The 13,187-nt window shown below is 47.5% G+C and carries 12 protein-coding genes; all 12 read left to right on the top strand.

Annotated elements, in window-relative coordinates; genetic code table 11:
- Positions 1–120 precede the first annotated feature (120 nt).
- Positions 121–1,119: a LacI family DNA-binding transcriptional regulator gene (locus tag skT53_RS06480; protein ID WP_200760296.1), complete on the top strand. Its 999-nt coding sequence runs from the start codon at positions 121–123 to the stop codon at positions 1,117–1,119.
- A 143-nt stretch (positions 1,120–1,262) separates the two neighbouring features.
- Positions 1,263–2,531, top strand: a complete 1,269-nt coding sequence (locus skT53_RS06475; RefSeq protein ID WP_200760295.1) for an ABC transporter substrate-binding protein — start codon at positions 1,263–1,265, stop codon at positions 2,529–2,531.
- An 87-nt stretch (positions 2,532–2,618) separates the two neighbouring features.
- On the top strand, positions 2,619–3,494 hold the full coding sequence (locus tag skT53_RS06470) for a branched-chain amino acid ABC transporter permease (protein WP_200760294.1): 876 nt from the start codon (positions 2,619–2,621) through the stop codon (positions 3,492–3,494).
- A 15-nt stretch (positions 3,495–3,509) separates the two neighbouring features.
- Complete coding sequence (locus tag skT53_RS06465; protein WP_200760293.1) at positions 3,510–4,523, top strand: branched-chain amino acid ABC transporter permease; 1,014 nt, start codon at positions 3,510–3,512, stop codon at positions 4,521–4,523.
- A complete protein-coding gene (locus skT53_RS06460) occupies positions 4,489–5,214 on the top strand; it encodes an ABC transporter ATP-binding protein (RefSeq protein ID WP_200760292.1) in 726 nt (241 codons plus the stop codon). The genes skT53_RS06465 and skT53_RS06460 overlap by 35 nt, the downstream gene beginning before the upstream one ends.
- The gene (locus skT53_RS06455; RefSeq protein ID WP_200760291.1) at positions 5,207–5,911 is read left to right on the top strand and encodes an ABC transporter ATP-binding protein; all 705 of its coding nucleotides are present in this window, start codon (positions 5,207–5,209) and stop codon (positions 5,909–5,911) included. Before skT53_RS06460 ends, skT53_RS06455 begins: the two co-directional genes overlap by 8 nt.
- A gap of 14 nt (positions 5,912–5,925) precedes the next feature.
- A complete protein-coding gene (locus skT53_RS06450) occupies positions 5,926–7,359 on the top strand; it encodes an aldehyde dehydrogenase family protein (RefSeq protein ID WP_200760290.1) in 1,434 nt (477 codons plus the stop codon).
- Between the two features lie 15 nt (positions 7,360–7,374).
- Positions 7,375–8,532: an iron-containing alcohol dehydrogenase gene (locus skT53_RS06445; protein ID WP_200760289.1), complete on the top strand. Its 1,158-nt coding sequence runs from the start codon at positions 7,375–7,377 to the stop codon at positions 8,530–8,532.
- 255 nt (positions 8,533–8,787) lie between these two features.
- Positions 8,788–9,549 carry an SDR family NAD(P)-dependent oxidoreductase gene (locus skT53_RS06440; protein WP_200760288.1) on the top strand — a complete coding sequence of 254 codons (762 nt, stop codon included), beginning with the start codon at positions 8,788–8,790 and terminating at the stop codon, positions 9,547–9,549.
- A 27-nt stretch (positions 9,550–9,576) separates the two neighbouring features.
- Entirely contained in the window at positions 9,577–10,533 is a 957-nt protein-coding gene (locus skT53_RS06435) for a 3-hydroxyacyl-CoA dehydrogenase family protein (protein ID WP_200760901.1), read from the top strand.
- Between the two features lie 28 nt (positions 10,534–10,561).
- On the top strand, positions 10,562–11,164 hold the full coding sequence (locus skT53_RS06430; RefSeq protein ID WP_200760287.1) for a YitT family protein: 603 nt from the start codon (positions 10,562–10,564) through the stop codon (positions 11,162–11,164).
- Positions 11,165–11,276: 112 nt separating this feature from the next.
- Positions 11,277–13,142 carry a PrpR N-terminal domain-containing protein gene (locus tag skT53_RS06425; RefSeq protein WP_200760286.1) on the top strand — a complete coding sequence of 622 codons (1,866 nt, stop codon included), beginning with the start codon at positions 11,277–11,279 and terminating at the stop codon, positions 13,140–13,142.
- Positions 13,143–13,187: the final 45 nt, after the last annotated feature.

Here is a 13,187-nt window from a genome sequence, read left to right as displayed (position 1 = left end):
ATTCAATATTATTAAAAAGTTTCGTTCGAAATATAGACAAAAAATTTTTATCAATATATACTCAAATTAGAATATGAATACGTATTCAAAAACAGATAAGCAGGGAGTAGATAAAAGGCCATGGTATCTTCCAGAGACGTTGCAAAAATGGCCGGTGTGTCTCAAGCGACAGTTTCGCGAGTGCTGAATAATCCGGAGAGCGTTAAACCGGATACACGAAAGAAAGTATTGCGTGCTATTGATGAACTGGGTTATCAACCGAATCTGATTGCTCGCAGTCTCGTAACCAATAGTACGCGTACGATCGCTCTTATATCCGGTACGCTTAGCAACGGCTTCTTCGTGGAAACAACCAATTCGATTGTAGCGTTGGCAACAAACCGCGGATATAAAACAATGGTTTACTTTGAGGGTGCAATGGCGTTGCGGGATATTTTCGATTCCATCAGGGGGAATCAGGTAGATGGCATTCTGCTGTCGTCGATTAAGCTGGACGACCCCGTGTTTGAGGAAATTGAGCGGTCTGGAATCCCCTATATGCTGTTTAACAGACGCCCTCGAAGCGGTGGCAACTATGTAGTGTTTGACAATTGTATGTCGGGAGAATTGATTACCCACCATCTTCTCCAGTTAGGACATCGGAGAATCGCCTTCATTTCGGGAGAAACAAATATTTCAACTTTTCTTGAACGTAAAATTGGGGTTGAAAAAGCGTTGAACGAAGCGGGACTTTCTCTGGAACCGGATTTGTTCCACGTTTGTGATACAAGTTCATCCGAAGTCGAAAAAATTACGTTGAAGCTCATGCATATGAGCAACCCGCCTACTGCAATTCTTTGCGCGACGGACGCAATGGCGTTTTCCTGCATGGATGCAGTGCTTTCACTGGGATTGCGAATACCGGAGGATGTGAGTCTTGCGGGAATCGATGACATTCGGATGGCTTCCCATCACGCCATCCAGTTAACAAGTATCGGTCACCATAAATTCAGGATGGGTGAAATCGCGGCCGAAAATCTCATTGAGATGATTGAGCAGGGTGTTGACCCGGACCATCCGAGACAAATTATTCTTCAACCTGAACTGGTCGTTCGTAAAACTACCGGTCCAAAGAGATGAGGGTAACGAAAGACGATTAACGCCGCTTATGAAAGCGCATACATTGGTTTCTCCGGCCTGGATTTGAATACGTATTCAGGATATGTATTCAAATTCAGTCGTTGAACATACATTTCCAAGATCATGCAAGGGGGTTCTTAACTGTGAAGAAAGAGATTTTCAGAAAATCACTGGCTTTGGTGGCTGCAGGTTCGCTGCTGTCAATCAGTTTGCTTGGTTGCGGCAAGCAGCAAGCTGCGAGCAACCCAAGCTCCACCGATTCCAGCACGATCAAAATCGGTGCCATTCTCCCGCTAACCGGTGACGCAGCACCACTCGGCGACCAATCCAAAAAAGCAATACAACTTGCGGTCGACGAGATTAATGAAAAAGGCGGCATCAAAAGCATGAATGGGGCAAAACTCCAGGTCGTGTGGGGAGACTCGCAAGGCAATCAGCAAGTCGCGCAATCGGAAACTTCCCGTCTGATTACGCAAGAAAAGGTGGCATTGCTGACCGGGGCTTACCAATCGGGCATGACCATCCCTGCCAGCCAAGAAGCGGAAAAGCAGAAGAAAATTTGGTTTGCGAGTGTACCATCTGACGATTTGATCACCGCACGCGGACTCAAATATGTGTTCCGGATTGCGGATACATCGTCGATGCGTGTAAAAACTCAAATTCAATTTTTAAACGACATGAAGAAAAAGTCAGATCTGAAATCGGTTGCTCTCGTATACGAAAACTCATCCTGGGGACAAGGTGTGGCGAAGTACTGGAAAGAAGAACTTCCTAAGAACGGTTACAGCATCGTGGTGGATGAAGCGTACGACCGGAAAGCGACTGATTTGACGCCGGTTGTAACTAAAGTGAAGAATGCAAATCCGGACGTGGTATTGATGGTTTCGTATGTGCAAGACGGAACTCTCTTAGCAAAGGGCTTTAAGCAACAGCAAGTAAAGCCGAAGGTGTTTCTTGCGACTTCGGGTGGTACAGCGGATCCACAATTCCTGAAGAACGCTGGGGAAGATGCTGTAAACTGGCTTGACGTTTCCGCTTGGGAACCGGATGTGAACCGTCCAGGCAGCAAAGAACTGGACAAGAAGTTTGTTGATAAGTTTGGGGTGCATCCATCCGGCGAACAGATTAAGGAATACGCGGGTATTTACACGATCGCAGACGCTTTGGAGCGTGCCAAGTCTACAGACAGCGACAAACTGAGGGAAGCGTTGAAAGCAACCAATATTACATCCGGCCCAACAACGATCTATACAAAGACAATGCATTTTGACGACACGCAAACTTTACCGGATCCGTCACTTGTTATCGCGCAATTCCAGAAAATCAATGGCAAAATTGAGCGTGTAACGGTATATCCGGAAGCCGACGCCCGTCAAGGTGCAACTCTTGTATTCCCGTATAAAGCTGAATAATCAAAGCTTCTTTCGAGGCATCTTCATTGTTGAACCAATTGGGCGGGTGTACCCGCCCTTTTTAAACCAAGAGAGGAGGACATCGCATTGCTTCAGGCTGTTGTACAAGGAATCTTAATGGGCAGCGTCTACGGTTTGATTGCGCTTGGTTTGACTCTCATTTTCGGAATTATGCGCGTGATCAACTTTGGACATGGAACTTTTTTAATGGTGGCAATGTTTATTTCGTATTTCGGGATTACTTACCTGGGTCTGCATCCCTATCTGACATTGCTGATCGTAGTTCCGGCCATGTTTGTGATCGGATATGCAACCAATAGGTGGCTGATTCAACCCGTATTGAATAAAGAGCAGGATGTTCGAGAACCGATTTCCGCTCTTTTATTAACCGCAGCTATTTCAATTGTGATTGAAAATGGGTTTCTTGCTGTGTTTAAGGCGGATTACCGGGTAGCGAAATCATCGTTCTCGGGTGAAACGATTCAACTTGGTTCCATTATTATTAACACACCAAAGCTCTATGCTTTTTTTCTGTGTGCCATCGTCACCTTATTGTTCTATCTTTTCATGAATCGGACCGAAATGGGGCGCAGAATCCGTGCGGTTGGGCAAGACCGGAACGCGGCCAAATTAATGGGAATTTCGGTTGATAAAACATTTAGCATTGCATTTGGAACAGGTATGGCTTTGTTAGGCGCTGCGGGCGTCGCGTTACTTCCTTTCAATCAGTTGTACCCGGCTATCGGATCGTTATTTGGAACAACGGCGTTTGTTACAGTTGTTCTGGGAGGTCTTGGCAGCATTCCGGGGGCTATTATTGGAGGACTTCTTATCGGGATCGTAGAATCCGTGTCCTCTTTATTTGTGCCTTACACGTTGTCTCCTATGATCGTTCTTTACGGATTTCTGATTTTCTTGTTTATTCGTCCCAGCGGACTTTTTGGCTCTCCGCACGACTGGTAAAAAGGAGTGAATCTGATGAAAAAATCGATACCTCTGCTCGTTGCCGCAATTGTGTTTCTTATTTTACCAGCCTTTGTTACAGATGATTATATTTTACTCGCTTGCATCAACATTCTATTATTCGCCTATCTGGCGACTGCTTGGAACATTGTCGGCGGTTTCGCGGGACAATTAAGTTTTGGCCACTCTGCCTTTATGGCAATAGGCGGATATGTTTCTTCCCTCCTTTTTATTCATGCCGGACTGACTCCGTGGATAGGAATGCTTATAGGTGGAATCATCAGCGCGATTGTTGCCGTCCTGATCGGGATTCCTACCTTTAAACTAAAAGGAGCCTATTATGCAATTGCGACCATTGCGTTTTCGGGCGGATTGCTTACCATCCTGAATACTGTAAAGCATATAGGAAAAATCGATCTGGGCGCCTCAGAGGGAATTGTCATTCCATATAAAAGCGATGCCACATTCCTTGATTTTCAATTTGTAGACAAATTACCCTATTACTATATTATTTTTGTGTTTTTGGCGGTTATTCTGCTTGTTGCCTGGTACATTGACCGCTCCAAACTCGGTTTCTATCTGACCGCCTTGCGCGAAGACGAAGAAGCTGCAAAAGCCCTCGGTATTAACACAGCTCGTGTAAAGCTTTATGCAGCGGCGATCTCCGGCTTTTTTACAGGTATCGGGGGCACATTCTTCGGTCAACTCACGATGTATCTTCTGCCTGATACGGTAGCGGGCCCCGGCCTGTCGTCACAAATGGTTTTCTTAAGCATTGTAGGCGGAATCGGCACCGTTTTTGGACCGTTCGTGGGTTCGATTTTCCTTACCACAATTGGAGAGATTACGCGTGTGACGCTAGGAGACACCATTCCAGGACTTCATCTCGTAATTTACGGGATCATCGTAGCATTTGTAATTCTGTTTTATCCGAAAGGAATTGCGGAACCGTTGCAAAATCTTCTGTTAAAGGGGAAGGAGCGGAAGGGATTCGATGAGCGCACTCTTACAAATCAAAGATCTCAATAAAAAATTCGGTGGACTGACCGTAACAAAAAATTTGACTCTTTCCGTTCACGAGGGGCAGATTTACGGAGTTATCGGTCCAAATGGCGCCGGCAAATCGACGCTTTTTAACCAAATTTCCGGTTATATTAAGCCGGATAGCGGCTCGATCGTATACAACGGAAAAGAAATCACAGGCAAGCAGCCGTACGATCTTTGTCATGAAGGGATCGGCAGAACGTTTCAGATTGTAAAACCGTTTGGCAACAAGTCGGTCCTTTACAATGTGGCTGTCGGAGCGTTCGCAAGAACCAATAACCGCAAAGCCGCTTTGGAGAAAGCGGAAGAGGTCGTAGAGAAAGTAGGGCTTGGAAGAAATAAAGATGTTCTTGCAAAAAATCTTACGATTGTGGATCGAAAGCGTCTCGAGATTGCCAAAGCACTCGCTACCGGGCCAAAGTTGCTGTTATTGGATGAAGTGCTTGCCGGACTTACTCCGAGTGAGGTCGATGATGCAGTCAAACTGATTCGGGAAATTCGTCAATCCGGCGTAACCATTTTAATGATTGAGCATGTCATGCGAGCCGTTATGCAGCTTTGCGAACGTGTTTTGGTTATCTCTTACGGTGAACAGATTGCGGAAGGAACCCCGCAAGAAGTAACCCAGGATCCGGTTGTAATCGAAGCATATCTTGGGGGTGAAGTTCATGCTTAAAGTCAACCATTTATCTGTGCACTACGGCGGCATGCAAGCATTGAGCGGAGTCAGCTTGCAAGTTGCCGAAGGAGAAATTGTTAGCATCGTCGGAAGTAATGGCGCCGGAAAATCAACGCTGATTAACGCGATTTCCGGAATGCGGAATTTAACGAGTGGAACCGTTGAATTTCAGGGCAAGGATATTACCGCTGTTCCGGCGCATGAGCGAGTGGGCCTTGGAATTGCCCAGGTTCCGGAAGGAAGGCGTTTGTTCCCGCTGATGACGGTAAAGGATAATCTTCTGCTGGGATCTACCATTCCGGAAGCGAAAAAGCACCGCCGGGAAACATTGGAGGAAATCTATCAACTGCTTCCGCGCCTGAAAGAAAGAGAGAACCAGATTGCTAAAACTTTAAGCGGCGGTGAACAACAGATGGTCGCAATCGGACGCGCCCTCATGAGCCGGCCGAAACTGTTGATGTTTGACGAACCTTCGCTTGGCCTGTCACCTTTGCTGGTGAAGCAGCTTTTTCAATTGATCCGGCAAATCAGCAAGCGCGGAATCACCATTATGCTTGTCGAGCAAAACGTGAAACAGACACTGCAAATCGTGGATCGTTCCTATGTATTGGAAAATGGATCGATCTCACTGGAAGGGCCGGGAACGGATCTGCTCAACAATGAACACGTCAAAAAAGCATTCTTGGGAATGTAGAGGGGGCAAACAGAATGTATCGATTTGGTTCATTCATTAACGGTGAAATGCTTGTAGGGGGAGGACGCACTTCGTTTGAAGTACACAATCCCTATAACCAGGAATTGATTGGAACGATAGATTTTGCCACGTTGGAAGATGCCAATCAGGCGGTAGAGGTCGCTCATCGTGTATTTCATGACACTATGAAGCAACTTCCCGCTCATGAACGTTCCAGAATCCTCCGGAAAGCGGCGGATCTGATCGAAAGTGATTCGGAACGCTTTGCTGCTTTATTGTCGCAAGAAGCGGGAAAACCGATCCGCGATGCGCGGGGAGAAGTAGGGCGCGCCGTGCAAGTTCTGCGTTTTGCCAGTGAAGAAGCAAAAAACATTGTCGGAGAATTGATCCCGCTTGACGCTGCGGTTGGCGGCGAAAACCGGATCGGCATGTCAAAGAAATACCCGCTTGGAGTTGTATTGGCGATCACGCCGTTTAACTTCCCGCTTAATTTGGTGCTGCATAAATTAGCGCCAGCATTTGCCGCTGGAAATACTGTTGTGTTAAAACCGGCTGAAAAAACTCCTCTCAGCTCAATTTTGCTGGCTGAGATTTTCGATAAGGCAGGTCTTCCAAAGGGTGCGCTTAACATTGTTATGGGAACCGGGGTTGCATTAGGAGAACCGCTCGTTACGCATCCTCTGGTGAAAAAAGTAACATTCACCGGCAGCGGCCCTGTTGGATTCAAAATTAAAGAAATGGCTGGAAACAAGAAAGTCACACTTGAACTTGGCTCCAACTCGCCGAATATCATCTTTGCAGATGCGAATCTGGATCTTGCGGCAACGAGCATGGTGAAAGGCGGATTTTCTTTTGCGGGTCAAGCCTGCATTTCCGTTCAACGAATTTATGTTCAAACAGATGTGTATCAATCCTTTCTTGATAAATTCATTCCGCTTGTCGAAACGCTCAAGGTAGGAAATCCCCTTGATGAGACAACCGATGTCGGTCCAATGATCACTCAGGACGCTGCAAACCGCATCGAAGCGTGGGTTGATGAGGCGGTAAAACAGGGAGCAAGGGTGCTCACAGGAGGAAAACGTGAGGGGCAAAGCTATTTGCCAACCGTACTGGTCGACGTGGAACCTGCTATGAAAGTAGTCTGTCAAGAAGTGTTCGCTCCGCTTGTTTGCGTCATTCCATTCGAAACAGAAGAGGAAGTGATCGCAGCTGCGAATAACTCCGATTATGGGCTGCAAGCAGGTGTGTTCACAAAAGATATCGACCGTGCATTCCGTCTTGCGGATCAGCTTGAAACGGGCGGTGTGTGGATCAACGAGATTTCAACCGTTCGCTATGACCATATTCCATATGGCGGAGTCAAACAAAGCGGAATTGGCAAAGAGGGCGTGAAATTCGCCATCGACGACATGATGGAAACCAAATTTATCGGAATTCGACTTTCTTAATAGGGGGCTGCGGTCATGAGTTTATCATTTTTTCGAGCGCCTGGCGTTCTCATCACAGGAGTAGGATCGGTTTCGCAAGTCGGAATTGAAGCGAAAAAGCTCGGAGCAACGAAAATTCTTGTTATTACCGATAAGATCATTAATCAAACAGGTCTTGTCACAAAAGTAACCGAACACTTTGGCGGCATCTCGTTCGATATTATCGATGAAGTGATACCCGAGCCTCCGTTTGAAAATCTCGAAGAAATGGCAGGGAAAATCAAAGGAAAGGGCTACGATTTATTTGTAGGTGTCGGAGGCGGGTCCGCTCTCGATATCACGAAAGTCCTTTCGATTATGATGACCAATAACGAGGATGTGCGCGATTTTATTGGCATCGAAAAGGTTAAAAACAAAGGAATTCCTTTTATATTGATTCCCACCACATCGGGTACCGGCAGCGAAGTGACTTACAACGCGATCTTTACGGATATTCGTGACAATGTGAAGAAGGGAATCGTAAGTCCGTTTCTTTTACCTGATGTGGCGATTGTTGACGCGGGCATGACTGTGACTTGCCCGCCGGGTGTGACTGCGGCATCCGGCATGGACGCGCTGGTGCACGCAGTTGAATCGTATACCGCCATTCGGGCCAGCGAACTGACCGACGGAATTGCACTTCAAGCGATCAAGGTGATCTCCCGCTCACTTCGCAAGGCCGTATATAACGGAAAAGACATCAAAGCGCGGGAAGATATGGCGATGGGCAGTCTGCTGGCTGGTATTTCACTCGGCAATGCGGGGGTAGGCGCCGTCCACGCACTTGCATATCCGCTCGGCGGAAAGTTTCATGTCACACATGGCGTATCCAATTCGATGCTGCTCCCTTATGTGATGAAATACAATGTGGTCTCGAACATTGAAAAATTTGCGGAAGTGGCAAAAGCGATGGGAGAGAATGTAGAAGGTCTTTCCCTGCGCGAAGCGGCAGACCGTGCGGTTCAAGCGATGGCAAAACTTTCGGAAGACGTCGGAATTCCGAAAATGAAAGAAGTGAAAGGCTTGACGGAGGCGGACATTCCGGCTTTGGCGGAAGAAGCAAGCAAGGTGGACCGTCTGTTAAACAACAATCCGCGCTGGCTGACCATCCGAGAGATTGAACAAATCTATCGTGAAGCTTACGCAGGAGTATAAATAAAGAAAACTTGGCTTCGCCAAGCCTAAGCGCAGGCGAACCCTAGTTGCCCTTATGTCGATAGGATAAAATTTATAAATCCTATCGACTGAATAGGGTACCTCCGTGCTATGGGGTACCCATTTTTCTTTGTGAAAGAGATGGAGGCAGGTTGGTACGCATAAACGTAGAAAGAAGACGAGTTCGAATCCGACGAAGTTTGGAACGCCTAACCTATCAGAAAGTTGATAAACCGGAACAAGGGGTGAATGGAAATGTCTTATTTTTCGGAATTGAAAGGGAAAAGGGTGTTGATTACGGGCGGCAGCAAAGGGATCGGCCGGGATATTGCACTGGCTTTTGCCAAGCTTGGTTCCCGGATTGTGATAACAGGCCGGGATGAGTCGGTGTTGGCGAAGACAACGGAGGAGATCAAGGCTTTCCAGCCTGATTGCTCCTATCTCTCTGCAGACATGCAGGATGTTGCCAGCGTTTACCACATGGTGGATGAAGCGGTTTCTCGCCTGGGTGGCATCGATATTTTGGTCAATAACGCGGGAATCAACATTGCAAAGCCTGCGTTGGAAGTAACAGAAGGGGATTGGGACCGTATTCTTGACACCAATCTGAAAGGGACTTTTTTCGCGTCACAGCGGGCAGGGAACTATATGATCCCGCAGCAGTGGGGCAAAATTATCAACATTGTGTCGCAAATGGCGTTTGTAGGCTACATAAAAAGAGCGGCTTATTGTTCCAGCAAAGGCGGCGCTGTGCAGCTGACAAAAGCGTTGGCCATTGAGTGGGCCCCATACAACATTAAGGTGAATGCGGTTGCTCCTACCTTCATTGAAACAGAACTGACCTCCAAAATGCTCGCGGACGAGGATTTTCGAAAGGACGTGCTTGGTCGCATTCCTTTGGGCAAGCTGGCGGCTCCATCTGACGTAACGGGCGCTGTTTTGTATCTTGCTTCCGATCTGGCCAATTTTGTTACAGGCGACACGATTCGTGTAGACGGCGGCTGGACGGCTATCTGATTGATTGTAAAGGAGGAAAGAACAGTGATGCCTGCTGCAGAAAGAGTTTCCATTCTGGGCGCGGGAACGATGGGGCATTCGATTGCCGTTGCCGCCGTATGGTCCGGATTGGATATCAAGGTTTGGGGGAACAGTGAGGAAGATCTGACGAGAGGACGTGAAGGAGTAGCCGAAAGACTGGATGTTTTGCAGAATTATGATATCATCAGAAGCGAGGAACGCGTTCAGATGGAAGCTCGCGTTCAGTTTACCCTATCGATGGAAGAGTGTATTGCGGACGCTACGTTTATCATTGAGGCGGTCCCCGAGATTCTCTCCCTCAAACAGGATCTGTTCAGAAAACTGGATCGGCAGTGTCCGCCCCATGTGGTGCTGGCCAGCAACACATCCGGTCTGAGTCCGACAGAGATCGCTCTGCAAACCGTTCATGCCGGGCGTACGATCGTAACCCATTTCTGGAATCCGGCCCACCTGATCCCGCTGGTCGAAGTGGTGCGTGGAGAAAAGACGTCGCAGGATACAATTGACCGCTCTCTGAAGCTGTTGAACGCGATGAATAAAAAGCCGATTTTGGTTCAAAAAGACGTTCTGGGATCGATCGGCAACCGGCTGCAATACGCGTTGTTTCGCGAAGCGCAATATTTGCTTGAGCAGGGTGTTGCCAAGATGGAAGACATCGATGCGGCTGTCCGCTACGGCATCGGCCGACGCCTTCCGGTAACCGGACCGTTTATGACTGCTGACATGGGAGGACTCGACGTTTTTCATTCAATCTCCAGCTATTTGTTCCCCGACCTCAGCACCGCGAAAGGCTCGTTGGAAACGATGCGCAGACTCGCAGAAGAAGGGAAATTCGGTCAGAAAACCGGGGCCGGATTTTATCAATGGACCCCGGAATTGTCCCGCCGCATGAATGAAGAACGTGAAAGAGAACTGATCGAATGGATCAAGAAAGATCTCAAAAACGAGCGTAGAAACTATTAACATTCAAATTCAGACAGAAGGAAGCGGAATGAAAAACTACTTGTATATATTCATAACGATTGTGTTCTTCGCTGTAGGCAATTTGTTGTTCGCCGTACCCAACAAAATCATGAACGGCGGTATGACAGGTCTAAGTCTGATGGCGTATTATGTGTTTGGCCTCAATATCGGCTTGGGAATCTTTCTTTTGAATCTCCCGCTGTTTTTACTGGCCTTTCTGTTCTACAGAAACCTGTTTTACAATTCGGTTGTTTGTATGGCTGTTTCCTCTCTCGTTATCGGGGTGCTGCAGAATCCGCTGCTGCGCTTTGGAGTTCACAACGTGTGGGTGGGAAGCATTGTGGGTGGGTTCTGGATGGGAACTGCGTTGGGGGTATTGGCCCACTTCAATGCGAGTCTGGGGGGAGGATCATTGCTGGGAAAAATGGTACACCAAAGATACGGTTGGTCACTAAGTAGATCGATTTTTCTTATCGACTCATCCGTTTTTCCTTTGGGGTTTTTCGTGGTGGGTGCGCGCGAAACTTTGTTTTCGCTGCTGTTGACCGCTTTCAGTTCCTTGGGGGTTTTTACGGTAAGTGCCCTGCTGAAAGCAAAATCGGCAACCAAAAATCTGCAGAGAAGTGCATAAAGTCCAGTCCCCATGACAAGCAAGTCCGATTGAATCGGTCCCCTTTTTTCTGTATACTGGGTGTATCAAAATGCAACAATCTAACTGTTGCGTAAAAAAGCAAGGGGTTCCTATGGCTAAAATATTAGTGATTGCACCCTACCAGGGGTTTAAAGATCTGTTCCTTGAAGTGAGTGAAGAATTGGATTCTGACATCCATGTCGAAGTGGGAGATCTTTATAAGGGGTTGGCGCTTGCTCAGAAATTGGAGAGCGAAGGGTATGAGGTAATCATCAGCCGGGGCGCTACGGCTCTGTTGTTGCGGGAACACTGCAAGCTTCCGGTGGTTGAGGTCAAGGTATCGGGATACGATATTATGCGAACATTGACGCTTGTAAAGGGGTATCCCGGCAAAATCGGCTTGATGAGCTACCTCAATATCATCCAGGGTGCGGACGTGATCGGTGATTTACTCGATATGAACCTGACCTTTTTTCCCATTCAGGAAGAGAGAGAAGTGGAAAGCAGGATCCGTGAGGCGATCGGACAGGGGATTGAGGTGATTATCGGAGACGTGATTTCCACTTCGATCGCTGCCCAACATGGCATCAATTCCATTCTGATCACTTCCGGCAAGGAAGCGGTTTTGGAATCAATCCGTGACGCGGAGCATCTTTCCTATTATGTGAAGAAAGAGAAAGCATCAAGGGAAATGTTTGCGGCGCTGGTAGATTCCTGCAGAGAGGGCATTGTGGCGGTTGACAGTGAGGGTAAAATTTATGCATTCAACCGGAAAGCGGAAGAATTTTTCAGCCAGAAAGCGGCTGAAGTAAGCGGGCGAAAAGCGGGAGAGGTTGATCCTCATCTCAACTTTGAATCGATTTTGACTCTCGGTCATAGAGAGGAAGAGGTAGTGACGCTTAACGGCGAAGAAGTGGTAGTGAGCAAGCAGCCGATTTCCTTGCGCGGCGGAAACGGAGCGGTTGCATTTCTGCAAACGTTGCGCAAGCTGCAAAGGGTGGAGAGCCGAATCCGGAACAGGCTCGCCGACAGCGGATACAAAGCGCGCATGCATTTCAACCATCTGGTGCATAAATCTCCCCGTATGCAAGAGACTGTAAAGATCGCAAAACAATACAGCAGAAATGATCTGCCGATCCTGATTTATGGCGAGCCGGGCACCGGCAAAACGAGTATCGCCGAGGCGATTCATAATGCTTCAGACCGTCATGAATTTCCTTTTGTTTTCCTGAACTGTGAAGCCTACAAAGAGGAACAGCTGGAATGTGAACTGTTCGGTTATGAAGGCAACCGTGTAAAACCGGGTGTTTTCGAATTGGCCGACGGCGGTACCTTGTTTATAGATGAAATTGGCAAGATGCCGATCACACTGCAGGCAAAACTGATCCATGTACTTGAGGAAAAGAAGCTTATGCGTGTCAAGGGGAAAAGCAGTTTCCAGTTCGATGTAAGATTGATCGCGGCGAACGGGAAAAGCCTTCAGGATTCTGTTGTAAAGGGAGAATTCAGAGAAGACCTCTATCACCTTATGAATCAGGGGACTCTTTCGATTCCGCCATTGCGTGACCGGAAAGAAGATTTGGAAGAGTTGGCGCGTTGGTTTATCGCTTCTTTCAATCCTATCCTCGGCAAGCAGATCGTGGGAATTCGGCCGGAGGTCATGAGCCGCCTGAAGGAATCCAACTGGCCGGGAAATGTCCAGGAGTTAAAAAATGTCGTACGCAAAATGTGTATCGCGGCTAAAGAACATTTCATTCGGGAGGAAGATGTAAGGTCCATATTGGATGAGCTGTCTTTCGAAAAGGAAGGGGTCCATTCCGATGTTGCGTTGGATATAGCGGGGAAAACCCTGGAACAAATCGAAAAGGAAATTATCAGCCGGGTACTGGCAGAAGAGGATTACAACCAGTCAAAAGCCGCGAAAAGACTAGGCATCAACCGATCTACGCTTTGGCGGAAAATCAAAGAAACAGAATGAATGTTGCAAAATGAAACGAATGTCCGGTTTTGTGGTGGTTGAATT

The sequence above is a fragment of the Effusibacillus dendaii genome, assembly GCF_015097055.1.
GTDB classification, from domain to species: domain Bacteria; phylum Bacillota; class Bacilli; order Tumebacillales; family Effusibacillaceae; genus Effusibacillus; species Effusibacillus dendaii.
This window is presented reverse-complemented; position numbering and strand designations above follow the sequence as displayed.

What these genes read in the sequence shown, in the direction of transcription:
- skT53_RS06480 (WP_200760296.1), top strand. Translation starts at nt 121, where the DNA reads ATGGTATCTTCCAGAGACGTTGCAAAAATGGCCGGTGTGTCTCAAGCG.
- skT53_RS06465 (WP_200760293.1), top strand. Translation starts at nt 3,510, where the DNA reads ATGAAAAAATCGATACCTCTGCTCGTTGCCGCAATTGTGTTTCTTATT.
- skT53_RS06460 (WP_200760292.1), top strand. Translation starts at nt 4,489, where the DNA reads ATGAGCGCACTCTTACAAATCAAAGATCTCAATAAAAAATTCGGTGGA.
- skT53_RS06455 (WP_200760291.1), top strand. Translation starts at nt 5,207, where the DNA reads ATGCTTAAAGTCAACCATTTATCTGTGCACTACGGCGGCATGCAAGCA.
- skT53_RS06450 (WP_200760290.1), top strand. Translation starts at nt 5,926, where the DNA reads ATGTATCGATTTGGTTCATTCATTAACGGTGAAATGCTTGTAGGGGGA.
- skT53_RS06445 (WP_200760289.1), top strand. Translation starts at nt 7,375, where the DNA reads ATGAGTTTATCATTTTTTCGAGCGCCTGGCGTTCTCATCACAGGAGTA.
- skT53_RS06440 (WP_200760288.1), top strand. Translation starts at nt 8,788, where the DNA reads ATGTCTTATTTTTCGGAATTGAAAGGGAAAAGGGTGTTGATTACGGGC.
- skT53_RS06435 (WP_200760901.1), top strand. Translation starts at nt 9,577, where the DNA reads ATGCCTGCTGCAGAAAGAGTTTCCATTCTGGGCGCGGGAACGATGGGG.
- skT53_RS06430 (WP_200760287.1), top strand. Translation starts at nt 10,562, where the DNA reads ATGAAAAACTACTTGTATATATTCATAACGATTGTGTTCTTCGCTGTA.
- skT53_RS06425 (WP_200760286.1), top strand. Translation starts at nt 11,277, where the DNA reads ATGGCTAAAATATTAGTGATTGCACCCTACCAGGGGTTTAAAGATCTG.